Annotated in this window: 23 protein-coding genes and 1 riboswitch; of the genes, 10 read left to right on the top strand and 13 right to left on the bottom strand. The window is 49.7% G+C overall.

Annotation, left to right across the window (positions count from 1 at the left end; all coding sequences use genetic code 11):
- Window positions 1-343: 343 nt before the first annotated feature.
- The 4 genes from GGC63_RS03780 to GGC63_RS03795 all read left to right on the top strand — a co-directional run bounded on the left by GGC63_RS03780 (window position 344) and on the right by GGC63_RS03795 (window position 5,722).
- Entirely contained in the window at window positions 344-1,714 is a 1,371-nt protein-coding gene (locus GGC63_RS03780) for a YheC/YheD family protein (protein WP_192701146.1), read from the top strand.
- Between the two features lie 19 nt (window positions 1,715-1,733).
- Window positions 1,734-2,999, top strand: a complete 1,266-nt coding sequence (locus GGC63_RS03785; RefSeq protein WP_192701147.1) for a YheC/YheD family protein — start codon at window positions 1,734-1,736, stop codon at window positions 2,997-2,999.
- 167 nt (window positions 3,000-3,166) lie between these two features.
- Entirely contained in the window at window positions 3,167-4,531 is a 1,365-nt protein-coding gene (locus GGC63_RS03790; RefSeq protein ID WP_192701148.1) for a YheC/YheD family protein, read from the top strand.
- 6 nt (window positions 4,532-4,537) lie between these two features.
- On the top strand, window positions 4,538-5,722 hold the full coding sequence (locus tag GGC63_RS03795) for a YheC/YheD family protein (protein WP_192701422.1): 1,185 nt from the start codon (window positions 4,538-4,540) through the stop codon (window positions 5,720-5,722).
- Between the two features lie 343 nt (window positions 5,723-6,065).
- Here the strand turns inward: GGC63_RS03795 and GGC63_RS03800 are convergent, their stop codons facing one another.
- Window positions 6,066-7,433 carry a YheC/YheD family protein gene (locus GGC63_RS03800; protein ID WP_192701149.1) on the bottom strand — a complete coding sequence of 456 codons (1,368 nt, stop codon included), beginning with the start codon at window positions 7,431-7,433 and terminating at the stop codon, window positions 6,066-6,068.
- Between the two features lie 511 nt (window positions 7,434-7,944).
- On the opposite strand from GGC63_RS03800, the gene GGC63_RS03805 reads away from it, so the two are divergent.
- Entirely contained in the window at window positions 7,945-8,988 is a 1,044-nt protein-coding gene (locus GGC63_RS03805) for a C40 family peptidase (RefSeq protein ID WP_192701150.1), read from the top strand.
- An 83-nt stretch (window positions 8,989-9,071) separates the two neighbouring features.
- Here the strand turns inward: GGC63_RS03805 and GGC63_RS03810 are convergent, their stop codons facing one another.
- Together GGC63_RS03810 and GGC63_RS03815 are read right to left on the bottom strand one after the other, a co-directional pair.
- The gene (locus GGC63_RS03810) at window positions 9,072-9,770 is read right to left on the bottom strand and encodes a succinylglutamate desuccinylase/aspartoacylase family protein (protein ID WP_192701151.1); all 699 of its coding nucleotides are present in this window, start codon (window positions 9,768-9,770) and stop codon (window positions 9,072-9,074) included.
- Window positions 9,771-9,925: 155 nt separating this feature from the next.
- Entirely contained in the window at window positions 9,926-10,711 is a 786-nt protein-coding gene (locus GGC63_RS03815) for a YheC/YheD family protein (RefSeq protein WP_192701152.1), read from the bottom strand.
- A gap of 252 nt (window positions 10,712-10,963) precedes the next feature.
- Between GGC63_RS03815 and GGC63_RS03820 the strand changes: the two genes are divergently transcribed.
- On the top strand, window positions 10,964-12,046 hold the full coding sequence (locus GGC63_RS03820; protein ID WP_192701153.1) for a CapA family protein: 1,083 nt from the start codon (window positions 10,964-10,966) through the stop codon (window positions 12,044-12,046).
- A gap of 177 nt (window positions 12,047-12,223) precedes the next feature.
- Here GGC63_RS03820 and GGC63_RS03825 read toward each other — a convergent pair whose 3' ends face one another.
- Both GGC63_RS03825 and GGC63_RS03830 read right to left on the bottom strand, forming a co-directional pair.
- A complete protein-coding gene (locus GGC63_RS03825) occupies window positions 12,224-12,775 on the bottom strand; it encodes a C40 family peptidase (protein ID WP_079908377.1) in 552 nt (183 codons plus the stop codon).
- A gap of 5 nt (window positions 12,776-12,780) precedes the next feature.
- Window positions 12,781-12,911: riboswitch (cyclic di-AMP (ydaO/yuaA leader) on the bottom strand.
- Between the two features lie 285 nt (window positions 12,912-13,196).
- Window positions 13,197-13,889 carry an HAD family hydrolase gene (locus tag GGC63_RS03830; protein ID WP_079908376.1) on the bottom strand — a complete coding sequence of 231 codons (693 nt, stop codon included), beginning with the start codon at window positions 13,887-13,889 and terminating at the stop codon, window positions 13,197-13,199.
- Window positions 13,890-14,184: 295 nt separating this feature from the next.
- Between GGC63_RS03830 and GGC63_RS35295 the strand changes: the two genes are divergently transcribed.
- Both GGC63_RS35295 and GGC63_RS03840 read left to right on the top strand, forming a co-directional pair.
- The gene (locus GGC63_RS35295) at window positions 14,185-14,385 is read left to right on the top strand and encodes a zinc-ribbon domain-containing protein (protein ID WP_225947888.1); all 201 of its coding nucleotides are present in this window, start codon (window positions 14,185-14,187) and stop codon (window positions 14,383-14,385) included.
- Window positions 14,386-14,521: 136 nt separating this feature from the next.
- Window positions 14,522-14,869, top strand: coding sequence for a hypothetical protein (locus tag GGC63_RS03840; RefSeq protein ID WP_192701448.1), 348 nt, complete (start codon window positions 14,522-14,524; stop codon window positions 14,867-14,869).
- A 113-nt stretch (window positions 14,870-14,982) separates the two neighbouring features.
- Here GGC63_RS03840 and GGC63_RS03845 read toward each other — a convergent pair whose 3' ends face one another.
- Genes GGC63_RS03845 through GGC63_RS03855 form a run of 3 tightly spaced genes read right to left on the bottom strand, consistent with a single transcriptional unit; the run spans window position 14,983 to window position 16,091 of the window.
- Window positions 14,983-15,552: a manganese catalase family protein gene (locus GGC63_RS03845; RefSeq protein ID WP_079908374.1), complete on the bottom strand. Its 570-nt coding sequence runs from the start codon at window positions 15,550-15,552 to the stop codon at window positions 14,983-14,985.
- Window positions 15,553-15,591: 39 nt separating this feature from the next.
- Window positions 15,592-15,858 (bottom strand): spore coat protein CotJB, encoded by a 267-nt coding sequence (locus GGC63_RS03850; RefSeq protein ID WP_192701154.1) that lies wholly within the window; start codon window positions 15,856-15,858, stop codon window positions 15,592-15,594.
- Window positions 15,859-15,881: 23 nt separating this feature from the next.
- The gene (locus GGC63_RS03855) at window positions 15,882-16,091 is read right to left on the bottom strand and encodes a spore coat associated protein CotJA (RefSeq protein WP_192701155.1); all 210 of its coding nucleotides are present in this window, start codon (window positions 16,089-16,091) and stop codon (window positions 15,882-15,884) included.
- Window positions 16,092-16,221: 130 nt separating this feature from the next.
- Here GGC63_RS03855 and GGC63_RS03860 point away from each other — a divergent pair, with 130 nt between their 5' ends.
- Window positions 16,222-16,911, top strand: a complete 690-nt coding sequence (locus GGC63_RS03860) for a C40 family peptidase (RefSeq protein WP_225947889.1) — start codon at window positions 16,222-16,224, stop codon at window positions 16,909-16,911.
- Window positions 16,912-16,968: 57 nt separating this feature from the next.
- On the opposite strand, the gene ytvI is transcribed toward GGC63_RS03860, so the two are convergent.
- From ytvI to GGC63_RS03880, 4 genes are all read right to left on the bottom strand, one after another.
- Window positions 16,969-18,015: a sporulation integral membrane protein YtvI gene (gene ytvI / locus GGC63_RS03865; RefSeq protein WP_192701157.1), complete on the bottom strand. Its 1,047-nt coding sequence runs from the start codon at window positions 18,013-18,015 to the stop codon at window positions 16,969-16,971.
- Between the two features lie 30 nt (window positions 18,016-18,045).
- Window positions 18,046-19,383: a hemolysin family protein gene (locus GGC63_RS03870; RefSeq protein WP_192701158.1), complete on the bottom strand. Its 1,338-nt coding sequence runs from the start codon at window positions 19,381-19,383 to the stop codon at window positions 18,046-18,048.
- 74 nt (window positions 19,384-19,457) lie between these two features.
- A complete protein-coding gene (yfkAB, locus tag GGC63_RS03875; protein WP_192701159.1) occupies window positions 19,458-20,585 on the bottom strand; it encodes a radical SAM/CxCxxxxC motif protein YfkAB in 1,128 nt (375 codons plus the stop codon).
- Window positions 20,586-20,780: 195 nt separating this feature from the next.
- Window positions 20,781-21,875 (bottom strand): HD-GYP domain-containing protein, encoded by a 1,095-nt coding sequence (locus GGC63_RS03880; RefSeq protein WP_079908368.1) that lies wholly within the window; start codon window positions 21,873-21,875, stop codon window positions 20,781-20,783.
- A 243-nt stretch (window positions 21,876-22,118) separates the two neighbouring features.
- Here GGC63_RS03880 and GGC63_RS03885 point away from each other — a divergent pair, with 243 nt between their 5' ends.
- Window positions 22,119-22,934 (top strand): undecaprenyl-diphosphate phosphatase, encoded by an 816-nt coding sequence (locus GGC63_RS03885; RefSeq protein ID WP_079908367.1) that lies wholly within the window; start codon window positions 22,119-22,121, stop codon window positions 22,932-22,934.
- Between the two features lie 39 nt (window positions 22,935-22,973).
- Here GGC63_RS03885 and GGC63_RS03890 read toward each other — a convergent pair whose 3' ends face one another.
- Window positions 22,974-24,434 carry a bifunctional metallophosphatase/5'-nucleotidase gene (locus GGC63_RS03890; protein ID WP_192701160.1) on the bottom strand — a complete coding sequence of 487 codons (1,461 nt, stop codon included), beginning with the start codon at window positions 24,432-24,434 and terminating at the stop codon, window positions 22,974-22,976.
- Between the last annotated feature and the right edge of the window lie 37 nt (window positions 24,435-24,471).

The following is a 24,471-nucleotide window of genomic DNA, read 5'->3' on the forward strand; positions in this document are numbered from 1 at the left end:
TTCCTTAGTATGGACGAAAAAAGAAAAATAATGGTTACAGTTGGGAGCCATTTTTTCATTTTCCTCAACAAAATAAATTCCCAATATTCCATAAGTCTTAAGACCTATTTACCATCATTCTACATGGTTTGCCATTCTTCCTTCAAGTTACGCCAAATTTTTCAAAAGAGGTATTCTCCCCTTTTGCCACTCTATCGAATCCGCTCCATCCAACGAACCTGGTTCAGAGCGTTCCTTGCTATAACCGTACAGTTTCTTTTCACCAAGGGTAAAACGCCCTCATATGATGAAGTAGTTCACTTGATATTTTTGCAAGCTGGCGTAAGGGAAGGAGCTGCCAAAAGTGAAAAGAACGAAGGTCACTATTCAGTTTCTTAGTGCCAGCTTTCCATTGAACGATCCCACGATTGGTTTATGCAGCACCGTAATCAAAAAATGGAAAATCCCGAAGCACACCCTACTCACGCTGCGCTTCGGGTCGGCCGCACATGAAGTTCGCGTCGTTCCAACGGCACTTGCCGGCGTCCTTCAAATCCAAGAGTCCCTGGCAGTCACGTGGGGGCTGTCAAGCCGGGACTCGCTGTGCCTGCAATACAAGGCCGCAGATCAGACCCTTCACATCGGACCGTTGCTTGGCGTTTTGATCAGCCGAGTTTATTCCGGGAATGTCGAAAAGCCGTTCGGTGCCTCCACCTCCTTTTATCGGGAGCTGCACGATACCGGCAGGCTGCTTGGCGCCTCCGTATGCTTTATTACCCCGGATGAGCTGCATGTTCCCCATTCAACGGTCAGAGGCTGGCGTTATACGGACCGATGGGAGCAGAGGGAATTTCCGATGCCTCATGTTATTTATAACCGTCTGACCTCCCGCAAGCTGGAAAACCGTGAACATGTCCAGCAGTTTCTTCAGCATGCCAAAACCGAGCATCATGCCGCTTTGTTCAATGAGAAGTATTTAAACAAGGCCGAGGTATTCGATGCGCTTAACAAAGCAGCCGATCTCCGCAGCTATTTGCCGGAATCTCATTTGCTGCAGCATTATGAAATATTAAAGTCGATGTGCGCCAAGCATCCTGTTGTTTTCCTGAAGCCCGTTACAGGCAGCTTGGGAAAAGGGATCATTCGCGTCGCGAAGCAAACGGATCTATCCTACGCGTGTTATTTCACAAATCTGAACGGCGCCCGCAAGCAATCGTTCAAGTCCTTAAGCCAATTGTTCTTCGCCCTGTCCGGCAAAATCAAACAGCAGCACTATCAAATCCAGCAAGGGCTTGAGCTGATATCCATAGGAGGGTGTCCCGTTGATTTTCGCGCTTTGGTCCAGCGTAACGAGCTTGGACAATGGGAGGTCACTTCCGTTGTCGCCAGAATTGCAGGGCATCAACATTTCGTTTCAAATTTGGCGCGCGGAGGCCGTATGTCAACCGTCAAGGACGCGCTGGCACAGTCCCATTCAGCGGCTGCAGCAGCGGGAGGTGCCTCTTTGCTCAGGCGCGCGGCCCTATCCATCGCCCAAGGAATCGAAACGCATATCAACGCGCATTTTGCAGAGCTCGGCATTGATCTGGCGATCGATACACAAGGCAAGGTCTGGCTTCTTGAGGTAAATTCCAAGCCTTCCAAGGAAGACAATCCTCCTTTACGGACCCAAGGTACGGTTCGTACATCCGTAAAGAGGATCATACAGTACTCCCGATACGCAGCTAAATTTTGACGGATGTTGAGGTGATTCCATGATGACCCCGTCACCCTCACGCTTGTTCGGCATCATGACAACGCAATCCGAAGGGTTTCCCCCTTTTCTGAGCAGGGATTTTTATCGGAAGCTTTGTTTGATCGGCAGCCGTGCCGGAATGACCGTGTTCGTGTTTACCCCGCAAGGGATCCGATGGTCCGAAGGGACGGTCCGCGGCTATTCGTTTGATGCGGCGGCCCGTAGATGGGTCAGCCAGGATTATGCGATGCCTGATGTCGTGTACGACCGCTGTTTCTTTGTGAACCGGAATCAACATGAGGCATACCGCGAGGTGATGCGCACCTTACGGACGCTTCCCTCCCCACTGCTTCTCGGTTATGGCCTGAAGGGCAAGTGGGAAGTCCAGCAGATGCTGGAGCAGGACGGCCGCTTCGGCAGCCATTTGCCGCGAACCGAAGTGATGCGCAGCGTCCAGTCCGCCGCGGAGTGGCTCAAGGCCCGCTCCGAGGTGCTCTTGAAGCCGCAGGCCGGCTCACAGGGCTGCGGCGTGGTGCTCGTGAGACGTGCCGCAGGCCGTAGAGCACAAGCGCGCAAGCACGCTGCCGCGGTGGAGATCACGGCAAACGCCGGTGCGGCGTTTACCGTGATCGGGCGCGACGCGCGTAACGGCCGGGTCGCGCGCAGCTTTGCCGACACGGCTTCGCTTTTACGCTGGCTGCGCCGGTTCACGGCGCAGCGCAGCTATTTACTGCAGCAGTACTTGCCGCTGCATGGCCGCTCAGGCGAAGCGTATGACGTTCGCTCGCTCGTGCAAAAAGACGGCACCGGACAATGGCAGGTGACCGGGATGGCCGTTCGCAAGGGTCAGATAGGCAGCCTGACCTCGAATCTTCACGGCGGAGGGACCGTAGAGCCCGTCAAAGCCTATCTTACCGCTCAATTCGGAAACGCCCGGTCAGACCAAATCTTGAGCGAGATGAAGAAGCTATCCAAGCAGATTCCAGAAGCGTTAGAACAGTCTCACGGGCGGCTTGCCGAGCTGGGTATCGATTTTGGAGTGGATACTTCCGGCCACATTTGGCTTTTGGAGGTTAACTCCAAGCCGGGACGTGCGATTTTCAGCTATTTGCATGACAAGAAAGCTCGCTTCAACGCATTGGCCAATCCGATCCGTTATGCGCGCTATCTGATGCGTCATCATCGGAATAGAGAATCGGGCGGCGAAACGAAACTTAGCGTAAAATCAGCCCCTCTCCCCGGCGAATCTCCCGACCCTGATTCCCCGAACGCCGATCCGACCTGATGTATGGCCTCACAAAGCGAGGCCTTGGATTCGAGACAGATTCAGGTGATTTGCGGGGAGTGCTGAAATTTACAAATTCTGTAGCGTAGAATGCTTTGCTGGCGCAAAGCTTAAGCCACTGCTTACGAAGATAGCTTTGCTGGCGCAAAGCTCTTAGGAGGAAAACCATGAGTTTGACAACTTGCACGATTCATGTGACACAGAGACAAGAAAGAGTCATCTACATGACAAGTGAATTGGCGAGAACCCTCAAGCTGGCGAAAACGAAATCCGTGTCCCTGCATCTAGGATCTAAAAGCGCCTCCACAGGTTTCAAGCTTTTGAAAAAGTCAGGCAACCATTTATATGTACCTATGTCCATCATATCCCAGCTTCGTCTCCCTCGTTTGGGAACCAGCTTGGCTTTATGCAACAATGGCAAGGATATTCGCCTTGGTCCTTTGATAGGGATCCTGACCACAATCTCGTCAACAGGCGCCCCATTCGGGCAGCGCACGGAATTCATCCGTCAATTCATGAAAGTCGGCTCGGATCGTTCCTATTATTTCGCTTTCTCGCCCAGGGATGTGAACTGGTCACAGGAAACCGTAAACGGCACGTTCCAGCGGAAGGATGGCAGCTGGTTCAAGAAAATCGTCCCTCTTCCCGATGTCATCTACAACCGGTTGCCGAGCCGCAAATCCGAAAAGCAGCCGTCGATGAACGCGTTCAAGCAGCGCTTTGTCAAACGGGGCACGCCGCTGTTTAACTGGGCATTTTTCGAGAAATGGGATATCTACAATTTGCTGGAAGGAACCGATGAGTTCAAGTATGTTCCCGAATCACAGCTCAACCCTTCTGCCGCACAGATCAAGGAGATGCTCGAGAAGCACAAATTCATCTATCTGAAACCGACGGCAGGCAGCCTGGGCATCGGGATTTACCGTCTGACGTATAACCCGAAACGCGGATACTATGCCCGTTACCGGCAGGGGGACAAAAACGTGCTTCTCCGCTTCAGCAAATTCGAAGCTTTAATGGCACTGCTTACCCGCAACAGAGGAAGACTTAATCATTATGTCGCTCAGCAAGGGATAAGGCTTATTGAGATCGACAACTGTCCGATCGATTTTCGTTTCCACCTCACCAAAAACATCAACAACCAATGGGTCGTCGCAGGCATCGGAGCCAAAAAAGCCGGCAAAGGCAGCGTGACGACGCATGTGAGAAACGGCGGCCAGCTGTTCACTCCCGAACAGGTGCTGAAGCAAATATTCGGCAGCCGTTCCGGTCAAGTATTGAATAGCGCTAAGGAAACGGCGATCAAGCTGGCTGAAGCGATCGAGCAAAAAAGCCTGCATACCTTGGGCGAGCTAGGCTTTGATATCGGTATCGACCAGAATGAACGAATCTGGATGTTCGAGGCCAACTCTAAACCAGGGCGCTCTATCTTCAAGCATCCCGCCCTCAAGGGAGAAGGCAAGGCGGCACTGCAGTACATTTATGATTACTGCCTCTACCTTAGCCGATTTCGAGCAAGGAGGGATACCTGAGTGGACATGGAATTACACGAAAAACCGCAAAAGCCGACGATGGCCATTCTCACGTATGCCGATGAGAACCGGGTTTTTCGCGGAAATCAGGAAAATTTTATCGATTTGATCCGTACCGGTCAGGAAAAAGGCGTGCTCGTGTACGTCATGACGACTACAGATTTCAAGCTGTTAGGGAAAAAAGCCCTTGGCTATGCCTATAATTTTCAAACGAAGAAGTGGAAAAAGCAGCTGCTTCCGCTTCCTCACGTGATTTATAACCGGATTCCTTACCGCAAGTTTGAGCTTTTGCCGGAAGTGCAGCAGGTGCTCCAAATTTGCATGAGGCACGGAAAAATTCATTTTTTTAATCCGAACTTTTTCAACAAATGGACCTTATTCGAATGGCTTAGTAAATCGAAAAACACGCAGTCTCTGATTCCGGCAACCCAAAAGCTGACGACAAGCGAGGATCTGGAGAGCTTTCTGCAGAAGCATCAAAACCTGTATTTGAAGCCGATTCGCGGAAAAGCAGGCAAAGGCATTATGAAAGTAAGCCAAATTCCCGAGAAAGCGTCCAAAACCCGAAGGTATCAGCTGAGCATTCAAAACAAGACCAAGAGCCATATCTCCCGCTACTCCAACGTTCCGCAGCTGTGGACTCAAATCCGCGAGGCCATAGGCAACAAGGATTATATCATTCAGCAGGGGATCACCTTGGCTAATTACAAACATCGTCCATTCGACCTCAGGGTACTCGTCCAAAAAAACGGTAAGGGACAATGGAGCGTCGCAGGTATCGGCGCCAGACTGGCGGGAAAGCTGAGCATAACGACTCACGTGCCCAGGGGAGGCTCCATTGACGACCCCGCCAAGCTGCTCGATGCCGGCTTCGGATCTGCCACCAGCAAGAAAATTTTAAGTAAAGCCAAAAAGTCGGCCTTGATCCTGGCCAAACAGATTGAAAAAGCGAGCCAGACGATGCTAGGCGAAATGTCGATGGATCTGGGAGTCGATACCAATGGCCAGATCTGGTTTTTCGAGGCCAACTCCAAGCCCATGAAGTTCGACGAGCCTCATATTCGCCAAAAATCTCTAGACAATCTTATCTTGTTCAGTATGTACCTTGCCAACTCAACGATAAAACCTTCACGGCCCGCTGCCGGAACAGCAAAGCGTAAACTAACGGCTGCCCATGAGACCAAAAACTAATACTAGCAAGGAAACGGGCTCCCCCAAGCAATTGGAGGGGCCCTAGTTTTATCCCCACAAAAGCGAGGCCTTAGCTTCGAGGATAATTCAGGCACTTTGCGGGGTGCCCCCAATCATCCCCACAAAAGCGAGGCTTTGGCTTCGAGGTCAATTCAGGTACTTTGCGGGGTGCCCCAATCATCCCCACAAAAGCGAAGCTTTGGCTTCGGGTAAAGACCTCTTCTTAACCAAGAAGAGGTCTATTTGCTATAGAAAAAAGATCGCTTTTCGCCCGGATCTGTCCGGATCGAGACAGCGATCTTTCTTTTGGCCTATTGAAGGTTTTACGTCGGTACACCATCGGTTAAAACTTTGCTGCAAACCGGGCGTACTGTACAAATTTTCTTACGGACGGACGTATTTTCCCTTCCACCGAGAGCGGCGCATTATCGTCTTTGGACGGCTTGGAGTTCACCTCTATCAGCCAGACGCGGCCTTGGGAGTCCAAAGCCAGGTCAATCCCAAGCTCGGCAAAATGTCCGGGTACTTGCGCCTCGATCCCTTTGGCAATCTTAACAGCAGCCCTCCTCAGCTTCAAGTTGCCGCTGGAGGCGTTAGGGTTACCTGATCGTGCCAATGCGTCTTTGACCGTACTCAGAGAGCCGCCGCGGGCCAGATTGGAGACGTAGTGGTGATCGCCGGCAATCCTCGCCACAATTGAGGTAACGCCCCAATTCCCGGTCTCTCCGCGTTGTACGAGCGCCCTGAAATCCACCGGCCGGTCATTCACGGTAAGCAGAGAAATGCCCTGCTGGATTTGATATCGTGTCGCCTTCTTTTTTTGCGTAATGGACGCGTACAAGTCCTCCAGGCTGGAGAAGGTTTTTTTGCGGACTCCGCTTTTGCCTGTGTAATAACAAGCGAAGCTTTCCCCTGAGCTGCGGTTCACCCGAATAATCCCTTTTCCGAGGCTACCTCCGACCGGCTTGAGAAACACGACAGGATATTTGCCGCACATGGTTTTGAGTATAGAGACATTCCGAAGCAAGTGCGATTCAGGCAAAAAGGCGTTCAATCCCTGCTCTTTCTTTAATGCATCAAAGACTTCCATTTTGTTCAAGTATTTATCATTGAAAAATACAAGATCCTTTTGGGCTTTTACGTGCTTGATGAACTGCTGAACGTTCGCCAAATTTTCCGTTTTCCGGGATGTCAGACGGTTATAGATCACATTGGGAAGCGGATAGCTTGATTTTACCCATTTGTTCGTAAACCGCCACCCTCGGATGGTATCACTTTCACCCAGCATATCCTTGGGAGTACAAAAGAAGACTGCCGCTCCGTATTTTTTGCACGTTTCCGTCAGTTCCCGGCAAAACGCAGTATTCACGCCAAACGGTTTATCCGGATTATCCGTAAACACACGGCTGACCATCACGCCGATAAGCGGGCCGATATGAAGCGTACGCGCCTTCGTTTTATAGCGAAGGCATAAGCTTTCGTTGATGGGTAAATTCCATCTGGAAGCAAGAGACTCGCTGACTTGCAGGACGCCGACTTTGGAGGAAGGTACTACCGTAACCTCCTGCCGGTCCATTCCGAAGCATAGTTTCAGAGGAGTATGAAAGGGAATCTTCCATTTTTTCGCTATGGCTTCACTAAGTTTGATAGTCGAACCTTCTGAAGAGACGCCGGAGCTTTGAATTTGTACCTTTACTTTTGTTCTTTTCATGAGAAACCCCTTCCCAGCATCGACTTGCCATAAAGACAGCATTATGCTTGGAACATAACAAACGAACTACTTCATCATATGTGGGCTTTTTCTCCTTGGTGAAAGATTCCGTGCCTTCTCTCCGGATAAAGATTCCCTGCGTCAATTTCCACGCTGCCATTTTACATTTAAACCCATATATAGATGACACATCCCAGAAGTTTCCGCTTGAAATAAGATGGATGGAAATATATAGATGTGTTAATTTATGACAACGCTTTCCTTCCATAATCTCTCCCTCCCGGATACCCTTGGAAGCACTAAACCCGCGCCGTATAAGGAAATGAAGCCCTTTAATGAGAAAATAAAGACCCATTTCCAGCAGCTTTCACCGATTCGGTATTTCCAAATAAATACATCCGTCAGCCGCTTGGCTATATCTACCAGTGAAATGGTTGGACAACCCTTGTTATGATGGTTAAGTAACCCATATTAGGAGAGGTTATGGAACTAAGAGAAGGAGATGGTAATATTGAAGAAAAGAATTATTGGTTTAACGTTAGCAATGTCCCTGGGAATTACAGGAATAGCTTCCGCTAATGCAAGTTATACCACTTCCGAAGCCATTGCCAAATACAACAAGTACATTAATGCGGACAGTTATGTAAAAGATGAATTGTATAATGTAGCGGATTTCCGCAGCAAGTATGCGAATGTCTCTGGTTCTCTCGCTTATCAAATCGTTGACAGAGCCATCTGGTATATGGAAAACGGATACTTCGTTTATGGGCACGGAAACGATGCTTATGGAAAATACGGCTATGAAGATTGCTCCGGCTTCACTCGACTCGTATACGGTGATTTCGGCTTTAACATTACGGGCACATCCGCTAACTATGATTCCGTTGGAACCAAGGTAGCAGGGGTGGGCAAGAAAAAAGTGAATGGAAAATGGCAGCTGACCGGCATTGAGAACCTGCGGATCGGCGATATTCTAACCTGGCAGGAGAAAGACCATATTTCCCACGTTGCCATCTACATGGGGACCAATCGCGACGGTCAGCCGGTCGTTCTCGGAACCCGGGATGACGGTAATCCTACCGGCCTTGGTACCATCGACAGCTGGTCCTACTGGTGGGGAGAGAACTTCCATTCCGCTAGGCGCGTAGTGCCTGACGCAGGCTTTACCGGCATGGCAGGACATAAAATCAATCCTCCAGTGATTCCAAGCTCTTATGTACTCCCGCCTCAAAAAAAGGTTCCTGCTTGGACTGGGCCTAATACCGGATCTAACTCAGGATCTAATTCCGGCTCTAATTCGGGCTCCGGACAACAGCCGCAGCCAACTCCGCCGGCTGAAAATACACAGAAGAAGGAATACGTCGTTACCAAGAACGGATGGGTTTCCTTCAAAGCCTCTGCAAGCTCGAGCTCAGCTACGGTAGGACGTTTGGAGCTGGGGCAAAAAGCGGAACTGATCAAGAAAGCCAACCAATACTGGTATCAAGTAAAATGGAATGGCAAAACGGTTTACATAACGACTAACACCAAATATACACAGGTTGTAAAACAATAGGTTCAACTTTCTTTCAGCCCTCATTCCATCATTTCACACAGCCCTGCGAAGCGCCGCTTAAACCCAAGCGGCGCTTTCTTTTGTCAGGATTCATCCCCTGTTTTGATTAAACCCGCTTCTTTTAATATGCTGCTCACTATTTTCATTTGGTATCGGATACGTTCTTCGAGGGGCAATCTGATTCCCGTTTCTACTGTTATGGCCTTGGCATGCAGCAAACGGTACGCGGCTGAACGGCCCGAACCGGGCAATTTGCGCTGAAGGAGAGAGAACCGTCTCGATCTCCTCTTGATGGATGGATTTATTCGTCGAATGATTCTTTTGGCGGCTGGAATGACCTTGCTTCCCGGATTGACGATTAAGGTTTGTCCCAATGCCTTCGGTTGGATTCGGAACAACCCGTTCGCTTCATGCAAATCCACGTACCAATCCGGACCCTGCTCTCGTGCAAGCCGGAACACCGCTCTAGAGAGCGGATGACGGGCACGCCTTTTGCCATAGCGTCTCGGGAACGTCCGGTTCAGATCCGGAACTCCCCTTATACGCCGCCGAACAGCGATACGATTGACAATAGGAATAATAATCAACCTTCCGCTACGGATATGGATAACATCGCTTCGAAGCTGTTCTAGCAGCTTCTTCGCAGAGAGAAAGCCTGCCCGTTCTGTCCCTTGAACACCTGCCGTTATCATAACCGTGCTTCCCTGCAGCTCTCCGTCGATAATGTAATAAGGCGTCTCGAACTTACTGTTCTTCGCCAGCACATGCTTACTGATTCTCATACTTGTCACCTTCGGATATTGTACAATACGTTGCGGCGGAAGCCGTTGATAGGGACAAATGAACCAACCTGTCTGCATTAGACGGATTAAAAAAAGAAAGCTCCTCTGTCGTTATGACAAAAGAAGCTTTCTTCCCTAACGGTCTTTGTTCCGGTTTAACGCCGTGACGCTTTCGTAAGCGCCGCGGCCCTAAGATGCCGGACAGATTTGACGATATTTCCATACAGATACGGATTGGCATGGTACCTAAATAACTGATATTGAGGCTTGGTATTGGCCTCGAGCAGCCAAATTTTGTGACTTTTATCAATGGCAATGTCCAGTCCCAGCTCCGTAATGTTCGGATAATGCTTCTTCATGGCTCTGGCAATGGTAAAGGATAGCTTCTTGATCCGTTCATCCCACTGGGGGGCGTCCTTTCTTCCGATGCCAAGCGTAAGAGACAGGGCCTGGTGCAGCCGGATGGGCTTTCCGCCGCTGCTGTGGTTTGTAACGAATTGATTTTTGGCCGCTACCTTCCCCATGATTCCAAAAAATCTCCACCTGTTATTAGGTCCGATATGGAGCAGCACCCGGAAATCTACCGGGCTTCCTTTAATCCTGATCAAATCTATCCCTTGCTGAACAATATAGCTTTTGCCCTCCGTCAGCTTATTCAGCTTGTGGGAGGCATCATTTACGTTACGGTATCTGTAGGTCTTTGCAGCTGTCCTGACGATGCAGGCTCCGCCTTCTTCCCGTGATACCTTGATAATGCCTTGTCCCCTCATTCCAAGATCCGGTTTGAGAAAAAGGACCGTATGCTTTTCGATCATTTGAATGAACGTGTCCGCAGAAAACATCTCCGTCTCCGGCAATAGGGAGCGAAGCGCATCTTCACTCCAAAGCGCCTCGTGCTTCAACCATTTTCCGCCGGGATACTTAAGCAAATTTCCTTTCACTGTAGGATCTCCTCCGTGTGATGAGCAGCGGTTGAACGCCAATACATACAACCAGCAATATGACGTTACTTATACTATTCGGCTCCAAAGCAAAGAGTACCTGGCCTGTATCCATATAGGACTGCACACTTTACCTCTAAAAATGGGCTTATAAAGCAAAGACAGATCCAACGGCAGGCTCATATGATATTATGCGGTTCCACTCTTCGAGGGCCCGGCAGACGATTATTTCAACAGAAACGGGGATGGGTCATGAGTACGGACATTACGATCGCCGCGGTCGGAGATTTTTTAATGAAATATCGACTTATTGGCAGCGCCAGAGTCACCGGAGAGAAGCGTTATTCCTTTGACGAGATATTTGAACCGGTTGCTCCCTATTTGCGTGATGCGGATCTAACCATCGGAAATCTTGAAACCACTTTTTCAGGCCCGGAGATCGGGTACACCGTATCGCGAAGAAGCGCCAAAACCGGTTGGCCGCTGTTCAATTGTCCCGATTCCTTTGCGAGCACTTTGAAAAGGCTGGGATTCGACGTACTGACAACGGCAAACAACCATTGTATGGATTGCGGCATTAACGGACTGAAACGAACCCTTAAGGTGCTTGACTCCAAGGGGTTGTCGCATACGGGAACTTTCCGCACGCACAAAGATTCTCAGCAGCTATTGATTAAAAATGTCAAAGGAATCAAAATCGGTATTTTGTCCTATACTAAAACAACCAACCGAATCCCGGTACCAAGCGGTCAATCCTGGGCCGTCAATCGGATTAGTCCAAGCAAAATCATATCCGATATCCGAAGGCTAAAGTCGAGATCGGTGGATCTTATTATCGTATGCATGCACTTCGGAAGAGAATACAGCAAGTATCCGAATGAGGAGCAGAAGCGCTACTTCCAACTACTGTTCAAGCACGGCGCCGATATTATTCTCGGGGCGCATTCCCATGTCATCCAACCGGCTATTTTCCAGGAATCCAGGGATATTACCGGGGTCAAGAAAAAAAGGTACGCCGCTTATTCCTTGGGGAATTTCGTTTCCACCCGATTATACGGAAACGATCATACGCTGACCGGTCTTATTAACCGTCTTCATATTCGAAAGCATGACGATGGAAGAGTACAGATCGTTCAGGCCGATTTTATCCCTACTTGGACTCGCAGCACCAAGATTAAAGGACGTACCGCTTTTCGGGTCGTTCCATTATTAAACACGCTGGAAAAGCATCCAAACCGGAATGGAAACGAAGCGGAGCGCATGTCAAAAATGGTCCATCACTTAAAAAAACATATCCCCAGATACCATCATCAATCGGACTTTAAAATTCTTTAACGCTAGAATCTCACAGTGATGCCTTGTCTCCACAGCGGATTCCGGAACATTGCAGGGATCATCGAACTTATACAGCTGTAAATATGGAAAAAACCTTCCAAGCGGACCGTTTTCCGGGTCCAGGCTTGGAAGGCTTTTATTATTTTATATTCAGGCTAGATTAAGGTACGTGCCCTATTATTTAATTACTCTTCTAGCGAACATAAATTTGTTTTTGTAGTAGCTCGAGTTAATATCCGAAATTTTCACGTCGGATTTGCTGTTGATGTTGTGAATCATTTTACCGTTACCGATATAGATCCCGACGTGGCCTACGTCTTTCATGCTTTTCGAGCTTCCAATGTTACCGAAGAACAGCAGGTCGCCCTTTTGCAGGTTCTTGTAGGAAGTGATTTTTGTTCCTACTTGGGCTTGATGGTCATCGTCTCTATCAACTAGAGTAACTCCAATGTTAGCGAGCTTATAAACGAGAGCCGTAAAACCGGAGCAGTCCGTTTTATATGGAGCGTGGGCCTCTTGGCGTTGTGTCCACGGAACATACTGAACTTTACCCTGCAGAGAAAGCGCCGTTTTAACAACCTTGTCCCGTTTAGCGGCAACAGATAATGTGGACGCCTTGGTGCTCGATACGGTAGATGTTGTTGCGGGAGCTGCGGATACTCCAGTTACACCGATAATCGGGCTAAGTGCCAAAGCACTTGTCAAAACAATTTTCATCAAACGATTCAAAATAAACCTCTCCTTTTTTCGGCCTGCGAGGTTAGCTGACGGATTCGGGTCAAAGGTCAATCACCCTGCCGCTGATGCGGCTTCACCCCAAAGATTGGTTCCCCCGTGCTTCTATTAGCTTCGGCCTTTATTATGATTTTGCCCTATATAACCCAAGCGGCGTTGAAACCGCGTTTCTGGTTTTTTGAGCCACTCTAGTGTAGCATGGGCACCTGGCTATTTCATGGTGCAAATTATTCCATCGGCATACCTGAGCAGCCAGAAAAAGTAGAGGATTGTAAAATATTTCAGCTTGCATAGGGGTTATTCCGCGAAAAAACAGACTTTGGATGTAAATGAAAGGGAGACCGAAATTCCGGCCTCCCCATTAATTTCCTATGAAATTGACAGCTCCAAGTGCAACCTTTTTGAAATTGATGTTTTATCGGGACTGCTGCAGCGAAGTCTGAAGCAGAGAGAACAGCTCACTAAAGCTGCCGATTTGCTCATGGGCTCCCTCCAGCTCCCCTTCTTTACGGAAACCGGCATAATCGCAGCCGATAACCGTTAACCCGTTCTCAAGACCCGCTTCCACATCAGAGGAACGATCCCCGACCATCCAGGCCGTCTTTACGTTATAGGTTTCCAACAGCATGCGGACCAGATCCACCTTGGAACGGGTTCTGAATTCTCCGGCACTGTATAAACCTTCGAATAAAGGTCCCAGCCCTTTATGCTGAATAACATTTTTCACATAAGACTCCAGCCCATTGCTCGCTACGAACAGGCGAACGCCTTGCTCATGCAGCGCCTTCAGCGTATCCGCAACTCCATCGTACAGCCGCCCTTCCCCGCGCAGCAGACCCTGAATTTGATAGTCCAGCAGCAATTCATCCGCTCTGCGGTGCACCTGAACATCCGTATCCGGCATCACCCGCTGCCATATATGCTCGAGCAGCATCCCCAGGCTCCCCAATATTTCGCTCTCCGGCGGCGTAGGTCCCGAATAGGCTCCTTCAGCCCTCAGCTGGTCAAATGTGGCATGGTAAGCCGGCAGAAGCAGCGTTTCCGTCTGGAACAAAGTTCCGTCCAAATCAAATATCATCGCTTCCGGCTTGGATAAAGTCGGTTTCATGGTTAACTCCTCCGAATGCTGTTTTCTTTTTATACATGATCATTGTCAAACGAGGCTTTCCTAAGCATTAAGCTCATAGGGAAGTCATTGCGGACGTGTAAAGGATCCTTTAGACATCATAATTCCAATAATCTCCACGTGTCAATGCAGCCTTGTGAATCCGAGCAATTCATCTCACTTTAAGCATATTTATTGTTTATCAATCCATTCTGGATATGGATGGAACGATGGTTGAACCATACATATGTAATGAAGCGCCTAGTTAACAAAATCCATCAGATTGCGGGTGATGCAAATGGTGAAATTTTGTTCAAAATGTAATGAAAAGATGAGTGACGGAGACATTGTCTGTAAGTATTGCGGAACCTTCTTAAGCTCAACGGATCAAGCCGCATCCCCACCTGACCAAAAAAGCAGCTCTAAAGCGGGTACTATCACATGGATCATTATCATTGTTCTAATCATCGCCGCTATCATATATTATTTTGCCAAATAGAAACTTTGGATTTTGGGCGGCGGTGCCGCTCTCTTTTTTTATGCATGACAAATGCCTATTTCTCTAGGTCAAGTATCACGATTTGTCTCCCGAGCATACATTGTTGGTATCAAAACAAGCAAAGGAGACTATGGCAATGGCTTATATTCCCTATACTTATCCAACCGTTGTGACGGTTCCTATCGGTACCTACAGCACTTGGAGTTACCCATACGGGGGCTGGTATGGCGGCGGTTGGCCGGGAGGTTGGCATGGCGGCTGGCACGGCGGTCATGGCGGTTGGCACGGAGGCTGGCATGGAGACCATGGTGGTTGGCATGGCGGTCATGGAGGCTGGCATGGAGGCCACGGAGGCTGGCATGGCGGTCATGGCGGACATAGGCAAAATCGCTCTAATTCATCTAATCCAACTAATCCAACTAATCCCTCTAATCGTTCTAATCGTTCTAAACGCACTAACCGTTCTAAAGCCAAAAAATCCTGATTCTTCATTTGGGCAAGAAACCACGCATGCTACATGTCAAAAAAGCATCCCGAGCCTGGCAGGCGTCTTTCGGGATGCTTTTGCTATCTGCTCATGCCGCTCCTCTCCTATGGCTAGAACACTTTCTTCGTTCCCCGCTCCGATTTCAATATTTCGACCGCTTCCCGGAACCGTAAAGAATGGACTACCTCTCTTTCCCGTAAATATTTCAATCCGTCCTGTAGATCCACGTCATCCGTCATATCGATAAGCCACTGATACGTAGCCCGCGCCTTCTCCTCTGCGGCAATATCTTCATACAAATCCGCGATAGGGTCTCCCTTCGCCTGTATGTAAGCGGCAGTCCAAGGAACCCCTGAAGCATTCTCATAAAATAGCGCCTTGTCATGGCTTACATAATGGGGATCAAGACCCGCCGCTTTAATTTGCTCTGCGGTCGCGTCCTTCGTGAGCTTGTAAACCATCGTAGCAATCATCTCCAGATGCGCAAACTCCTCGGTAGATATATCCGTCAACAGCCCGATGATTTTATCCGGAATCGTGTAACGCTGATTCATGTAACGCAGCGCGGCTGCAAGCTCCCCGTCCGCTCCCCCGTATTGCTCCAGCAACAGCCTCGCCATATGAGGATCGCACTTGCTTACCCTGACCGGGTATTGCAGTTTTTTCTCATAAATCCACATTTCACTGCTCCTCTCCCTTCGGTTATCGTGCCGCTGCGATTAAACCTGCCAAGGCCACGGCGTATCGATCCATTGCCATGGATATGCAGAGAAGCTCTGCCCATAGCTTTTCAAAGGACCGAACTCCCGTTCAAATTGATGGGCCAGATGCATGCGCTGCTGGGCGCATTGGTTATACTGCTCAAGAGCGCCGTTATCCAGCGGATGGGTATCGAGATACAGCGTAAGCTCCACGAGTACGAAATCAATGGCCTGAAGCTCTTCCAGCATGGCGTAATAATGATCCGGCATTCGTTTGTCTTCCATCGACTGATCCACTCCTTTCCGGCCTATAGTCTCGGTCTCGGTTCATAAGGACTGTAAAGTGCGGGCCATAACGTCCCTTTTTTTAATGCCTCGTGGGGAGACCATTGTGGAAGATTAGGCGGCTGGAACGGAATATACAATTGGGGCGGGGTCGAATATACCTTTTCTCGTATCGGCGGGCAAGGGTCAAAGGGGCCAACGTACGGGCACCATACTTTTTCCTGCGTGAACATGGATGATTGCCTCCTTTATTGAGAAAATCTACTACCAATATTTATACATTGCCGCCTCGTCCATTATGAGTATAAAATGGGAACAAATTCATCAGACCCAGTAAATCGGGGAGAGGGAGTTGAATGTTCTTTGAGGAAAACGCTTGCAATCACTTTGACCGCAGGTCTTGTCGGGTTATCCTCGCTTCTGCCGTTTTCCGGCGGCCAACACGTCTATGCGTCCTCCGCCGCGGGCACCGCATCGACCGTGCTTTCTCAAGGAATGTCCGATCCCGGCGTCGGTACCTTGCAAAGCAATCTCAAAACATTAGGTTATTTTACATACCCGAAAAGCACCGCCTATTTCGGATCCATTACGGCTCAAGCTGTACGCGCTTTTCAACAGGCCTACAGTCTGCCTGTAACCGGTGCCGCCGATGCCGCCACTCAAACCGCCATCTCCCATGCCCTTGTAAAAAAACAAATCGTACAGGATGCCTCCCATTATATGCGGGTGCCTTATGTTTGGGGCGGCGCGACGCCAGACGGCTTCGACTGCTCGGGCTTTATTTACTTTATGTTCAATAAATTCGGGGTTTCGTTAAACCGCACTACCGCTGCGGAGATGGCTGCAATGGGGACCCGTGTATCGCGATCGGGCTTGCAGCCGGGGGATTGGGTGTTCTTTGCGCTGAATGATCCTGGTGTCGTATCTCACGCCGGGATTTATATCGGCAACGGGGAATTTATTTCGGCCACGCGTTCGGCGGGCGTCTACATTCAGAAGCTGGACAGCAGCTATTGGGGACCCAAGTATACGGGGGCTCGGCGGTATTATTGAGCTAAATAAAAAGGAAGGTCGCCTAGGACCTTCCTTTTCATGCAGTTCGGCTGTCCGCTAGTCCAGCTTGATATTGATCTTGAGCAGCCCGACTTTGCGCATCGCCTGATAGACAATGATAAGAACCGGGCCGAAGATAAGCCCTATGACACCGATCAGCTTAAAGCCTATGTACATGCTCATCAATGCGGCTAACGCATTAATCCCCACAGCATCCCCGATAATCTTCGGCTCAATCAGCTTGCGGAAAATCATGATGAACACGAGAAGTATCAAAAGTCCGACTCCTAAATGCATGTTCCCGGCCAAAAAGCTGTACAGAGCCCAGGGGACGAGAACGGCACTCGTGCCGAGAATAGGGAGGATATCGACGACCACTATCAGCAGCGCTACGGCGAGTGGATAATCCACCCGCAAGAAGAGCAAGCCGATAAGGGTCACTATGTAGGTGAGCAGGCTGATCAGCACCTGCGCAAACAAAAATCCAAGCACCGCGCGGCGCAAGTCCTTAAGGACAGCGGTGACCTTCGGCTGCGATAGCTTGTCAAACAGATTCAGAAACGACCGGTATACATTCGGCAAGCCGATCGATATCAAGTACAAGCCGATCACGAACACGACAAAAAAGATGAATAAGTTCGGAATCGTCTTGGCGACATTCAGAGAATAAGCCGATACCGCCGACACGATACCTTTAATGTTATCCGTAATCGTATTAATGCCTGACTCGATCCAGCCTTGAAGCTGCTCCGCTATCCCGGTTGGCAGCGAGTTATAGAACAGCCGCGTCTTCTCCGTCGTATCCTCAATGAACAGCTTCGCATCGTTTAAGTAATCGGGGGCGTACTTCCAGAATTGGATCAGCTCCGACACCATTTTGAACCCGACCAGATAAAAAAATCCGAGCAAAGCGCCTGTAAACAAAGTGCAGGCAATAGAGGCGGCGAACACCCTGTTCATTCTTCCGAGCTTCATCAGCCACTGTACGAGAGGCTCTAAAAATATCGCTATCAGCATTGCCAGCAAAAACGGAAATCCAATGGTAAACAAACCATAGAGCAGCAGGACTCCTATGGCGCAAAACAGAATCGTCCTCAGAGACATAAACGGGCAATTCCCCTTTACCCTTTATTATTAATCTTGAGCTTCTGTCGGCGTGCTTGGTTGTTCCATGCGGGTAATCGTTACCCTCATAATGCGCAGTCGGCGCACCTCCGCGATTTCGAATTCAAATGAACCATGCTTCAGCTTTTTCCCCTTGGCAACAGCCCCTTCCAGCTGGGTAAAGAGCCATCCTCCTATGGAATCTACCTCCTCGTCTTCAATGCCCAGCGACAGCAAGTCATCGAGGTCTTCAAGCAGCACGCGCCCATCGACCGAGTATTGGTTGCCCTTCTTCTCGATACTCGGACGTTCATTCTCATCGAATTCATCGTGAATTTCACCCACGATCTCCTCCAAGATGTCCTCCGTCGTCAGCAGACCTGCCGTTCCTCCATACTCATCCACAATGATGACAAGCTGCGAGTGCTTACGCTGCATAAGCTTTAGCACATGACTGATCTCCATCGATTCCGGAACCATCAGGACGGGGCGGATGAACGATTGCAAATCATGCTCTTCATCGGGGTCAGCCGTCAGTATATCGGTTATGTGCACGAAGCCGATGATCGTATCCTTGTCATAATTGGCTACCGGATAGCGGGTATGCTTGGTCCGGTAAACCGTCTTCAAATTCTCGGCAAACGGCAGATTGGCATAAAGGCACTCCATGTCGGTACGGGGCAGCATAATCTCCCTCGCTACCCGGTCGGAGAATTCGAAAATATTATCGAACAGCGCCATCTCGTCCTTGTCAATATGTCCGCTCTTCGCGCTCTGGTTCATTAAAATTCTTATTTCTTCCTCTGTATGTACGGCATCATGCTCATTCGCAGGCTGAACGCCAATCAAGCGCAGCATACGGTTAGCGGCACCGTTCAACAGCCAAATGGCCGGAAAAAATACTTTGTAGAACGCGAGCAGCGGTCCGGACAGCCACAGAGAAGCCGTTTCCGATTTTTGAATCGCCAAAGATTTGGGAGCGAGCTCCCCTAAGACGATATGCAGGAACGTGATCGTCGCAAACCCGATAAATACGGACAGTGCCGAGCTGTACCAGGCCTTATCCCAATGCAGCAGTGCAAACAAGGGATCGACGATCAGATGGGAAATCGCAGGCTCGCCGAGCCAGCCCAGTCCGAGCGACGCCAACGTGATGCCAAGCTGCGTAGCCGATAAATAGGCATCCAGCTTTTTGGTCACGGCCAGGGCATATTTGGCTCTTCCCACGCCTTCATTCTGCAATTGCTGGAGCCTGGTCGTCCGCACCTTGACCAAAGCGAATTCGGCGGCGACAAAAAATCCGTTTAATAATACGAGCAAAAGCACCAATACCAAATTTAGCACGATCAAACCCCAATCAAAGCCCAAGGAACCTCAATCTCCTTTTTGTGTGATGAGTAAATCGTCTATCCTGTTGCCATTGGATTCAAGGCTGCCATTGGTCAAACCACCGCTTTGCGCTGCTTGAAGTCGATATCCTTATAATACGTATCAACGACCAAAAGGTTGGGACCGCAGCATTGAGCGGCCGGACAATGGCAGTTGACGGAATGGTTCAGCGGATGGTCTTCCCATCTTTGGAACACTTGTTCCAATGTGTCTCTATGAATATTGCCCAGTGCAGGCACATCGGAGAAATCGGTAACGTACACATCGCCTGTGAACAGATTCACGTTCAGCCGGTTACGTCCATCCGGATCGTTGCGTACCGTTACATTAGGTTCCTCCCTAAGTCTTCTGATCATACGCTGATCCTCTTCCCGAGTGCTGCAGGCGTAATAAGGCAGCGTTCCGAACAGCATCCAGAGATTGCGGTCACGGGTATCGAGAAGCTTGTGGATCGCCTTGCGAAAATGCTCCAGGGACAACACCGGCAGGTTCGAGGCAAAGGAGCTTGGATACATCGGATGCACCTCATGGCGCCGGCAGCCCATCTCTACAATAAGCTTATGTATATCGCTAAGCTTCTCATGAGTCCGGTAATTGATCATCGACTCGGCTGACACAAACATACCGCCGCGGCTCAGCTCTATCGTATTTTCGACCATCCGTTCGTACATCTTGGCAGCTGTGCTCCGGGTCACCGTCCGATCTGTGCGGACAAAGCCGACTTGATGGAAATCATCGGCATTCAAATAGTTGAATGAGATATGCATCACGTCCAGATAAGGCGCCAGCATCTCATATCGGGACAAATCCAACGTAAGGTTGGAGTTGATTTGCGACCGCACGCCCCGTTCCCTTGCGTATTTGAGGATCGGTACGATATAATCCCTGACTGTCGCCTCATGATAGCTCGGCTCTCCCCCGGTAATGCTGATGGTCTCCAGATGCTCCACCTGCTCCAGGCGGCGAAGCACCTGGTCAACCGGAATGCGCGGCCCCTCCGTCATGGTCAGCATCTCGCCCACCGCACAATGCTCACACCTCATATTGCACAGGTTGGTCACCGTCAGTTCTACGCTGGTAAGTACGTGCTTGCCATACTTGTGCAGGGAACGAATGGGATCCCACGGATCGTTCTCGGGTGTTATGTCCGGTAGAACGGAGTTCAGTTTATCTATCATCATGTTGAATTTCACACCTGACTGTATAAAGTATTTTTACCACCTATTGTATCGTATGACGCACGAAAATGAAACTAAACGAAGCAATTCCAGCTTTTTCTGGAAATAGGAGCCGCTCTGTACTCCCATTCTGCGTTAAGGACTTTTACACATGCAAAAAACCCGGAGCCCCGGGTTTCTTCTGTCGTATGTATAAGGCTAGCCCATATCCTCATTGACTCCGGTCACCATGATCGATAATTTCTCGGACAAATCCATATCGAAGGGCGCTTTCAGCTCCTGCCCCTCCGCATCCTTCAATATCCGTACAATCGGCCGGTGGGGTACCATTTTGTTAAGCCCGACGACGGTTCCCGTCTCTCCCGTACTCAACGTAACACTAATGCCTATCGGATAAATCGCAATGTTGTCTCGAAACAATTCGATTTTTTTCTTTTCATATAACGTGTCCGTTCCCGCATACAATATTTCCATGGCTTGATGAGGCAGCATCGCTCTCCGGTATACCCTGTGGGTTGTCATGGCGTCATAGGAATCCACCATACCTATCCATCGGGCGTAATCATGAATATCTCTGCCTGTGATGCCTCTAGGGTACCCGCTTCCATCCAGCCGTTCATGATGCTGAAATGCGCAGTGAGCGGTGATCAAAGGAATATTCGGCTCTTCCTTCAGCAGCTGAAAGCCGTACTCGGTATGCTTCTTCACCTGTGTGAACTCGCTGTCGGTCAGCTTGCCGTTCTTGCGCAGCAGCTCCAGCGGAATCTGGGTTTTGCCGATATCATGCAGAAGAGCGCCCAGTCCAAGTGTGGTCAGCTCCTCCCGGCCATAGCCGTGTGCCATTCCGAGCAGCGTCGTATAGATGCATACATTCAATGAATGCTGAAATAAGTAATCATCCATGACACTGATGTTCGTCAGCATGATCATTGCGCCTTCATGACTGCTTAAATCATCTATGATCATCTTCATCACGTTGCTGAACGTTTTGCCCAAGCGTCTGTCGTTAGCCGTCTTGCTTCGCACGGAGGACTCCATCATGCCGCGAAAGGAAGTCCTGATTTCGGAAGTCGCTTTTAATCTCGTTTCTTCGGAGATCATCTCCGGAATCGTGATGTCATTGGTTCTCGGGTCATCTATATATACGAAATCAATACCATGTTCGCTTAACCGCTGGATCAATTTTTGTGATAATTCGACACGCTCTCCGAGAAGAGTAATTCCCTCTTCATTGTAAATCCTTCTCCCGAGCTTCATACCCGGACGAACCATATTGAGCGGAAGCAAACGCATGATTAAACCACGTCTTCTTTCTATAAAAGTAAAGATAGTTTCTATGACCTAGAGTAAAGGATTCATCGAAAAGAAGCAACATATTTCGACTTTTTTTCGAGGATTTACGATCTTCTTCCGCATGATTTTCACTATTTGTTAAGGAATTATTAAGATTCTCCACACCCTTTAAGTTAGTATTGTAGGACATCCCTGAACAGGCTAAAATAGAATAGGTTCTCACAAACAAAGTAGGAGGCAATTATGTTAAGTTATTGGGTTTCAATTATTATGGGAATTGTTGAAGGGCTTACCGAGTTTTTGCCCGTGTCCTCCACCGGACATCTGATTTTGACGCAAGCGCTCCTTGGTATACCTGAAGACAATGCCATATTGAAAACGTTCGAGGTTGTCATTCAGCTCGGCGCCATATTGGCTGTGGTCGTCATTTACTGGAACCGAATTCTGCTTCTTTTTGGATTGAAAAAGGACCCGAGCCGGGCAGGCAGGAAGAAGCTGAACCTGCTTCATATCCTGATCGGTATTTTGCCGGCGGGCATTGCCGGCTTGCTGCTTAACGATTGGGTTGACGAGCATCTTTTCTCTCCGAAAACCGTCATATTAAGCCTCGTTGTCGGCGGCGTGCTCTTTATCATAGCGGAAAAGTCATCCACGCCCAAATCGGCGCAGGAGCTGGACGATATTACTTACAAACAGGCGTTTTATATTGGTTTATACCAAATATTGGCCGTCATTTGGCCAGGCTTCTCCCGTTCCGGCGCAACCATAGCAGGGGGCATGCTATCCGGTGTCAGCCGCGGGGCTTCCGCCGACTTTACCTTTATATTGGCGATACCGCTGATGTTCGCAGCCTCCGGTCTGTCCTTACTAAAAGCATACAAGCTGTTTACGCCGGATCTTATCGGATTTTTTGTCGTCGGCTTCGTCGTATCATTTATCGTCGCGCTGCTTGCGGTCGTTACGTTTATCAAGCTCGTCTCCAAATTGAAGCTCACCTATTTTGCTTACTACCGTTTTGTACTGGCCGCACTTTTTGCCATTTATCTTTACTTACTGTAAGCTTACCCACAATAAAAAGACTGTTGAAGCCAAATAGGCTCAACAGTCTTTTTGTTCGAGCGGCCTGCAGGCGAACCAGTGCTTGTCGTATCCTGCAGCAATGGCGTCAGGATTATTCAGCTCCTCCTGCATGATGTCCCGCAAAAATTCCGGCAAGAAATAGTGCACGTTCGTTCCTTTGGATAAGGACAAGTATCCGATTCCGAAGGAGAACATATCCACTGTCCCTACCGTATACGCCCGGCTCAGCTCCAGCGGTTCTTCCCCGACACGCACCTGACGAATCTTGGCGAGTGGAGGGCCGTCCGCATCGTATTCCACCGTCATCCCATCAAGGTTCAGCATGCCGAGCACTTTACATCGAAATCCGAAGCCGTAGATGGGCTTCTCCATAAATTCGGGCAGCAGCGACTCCTCCAGAGCCTGCAAGATTTGTTCGCCGGTTAGCGTCATGCGGCACGGATTGATCGGCGAGGGGCATATGTCCAGCAGCCTGCCTGCGGTTACCGTCCCCCGCTCCAGCCCTTCCAGGAATTGCCCTGCATTCACGATACCGATCTCGGCACCCGCCCACCGTCGAAGCGCTGAGGCAAGCATGCTGCCGAGAGGAGCCTCTTCGTACCAATGGGCAGCGAGCGGCCGCTCCAAATAGGCGACTTGCCGATTTAGCGTCTTGCCGGCCTCAATCTCGAACGTCCTTATCGCTGCAGCAAGCTTAGAATCATACGGCTCCGCCTCGATCTTGCGCACAACCCCTTCTGCTTGAGTCAGCTTGCGGGTACGAGGATCCAGCTGGAGATCCACCACGCCGATGTATCCCCCGAATTTGCCTGCACCGCATACGAGCGTTCCTCCGATACGAAGGGGCTGCTCAAGCAAGTGATGGCTGTGTCCGCCCAAGATAACGTCAATCCCGGGAATGTCCCCGGCGATTCTTTGATCTGTCGACAGACCGAGATGAGACATGAGGATCAGAACGTCAACCTGCGGCCGAAGTTGCTGGACCCAATGCCGGATAACACCGACGGGCTCCTGGATATCCCAGCCGAGCAGCCTGTAAAACTGCTCATAATAGGCGGTCGCCCCGATCAACCCGATCTTGATGCCGCCCTTATCCAGTATATGGCAAGGCGCAGCCCAATCGGGAATGTCTCCGGTCACAGCATCCAACAGATTGGCGCAAACGACCTTGATATCCGGATATTGACGATATAATTGCGCCAGCGCCTCCTTGGTAAAGGTTAGACCTTCATTGTTGCCGAGCGTGACCGCTTCATACCCCGTGGCTGCCATGACCTCCAGGTTATAGCTGCCGGCGCTCGCCTCCGTTTCGGGGCGCATGCGGTCCAAATGATCCCCAATATCCAGCGTCAGCGTATGCTCCTCGCCGGCTGAAGCGCGAAGCTCCTGAACGGCTGCGGCGATTTGGGGCATCTGCTCATAATGGCTGTGAATATCGTTGGAATGAATGATTCTTAGCCGCAAATGCGGTGAATCCATTGCTGCACCCCTCCTTGTATCCTGCTACAGCTTTACC

Source organism: Paenibacillus sp. OAS669 (assembly GCF_014873645.1).
Lineage (GTDB): Bacteria > Bacillota > Bacilli > Paenibacillales > NBRC-103111 > Paenibacillus_S > Paenibacillus_S vulneris.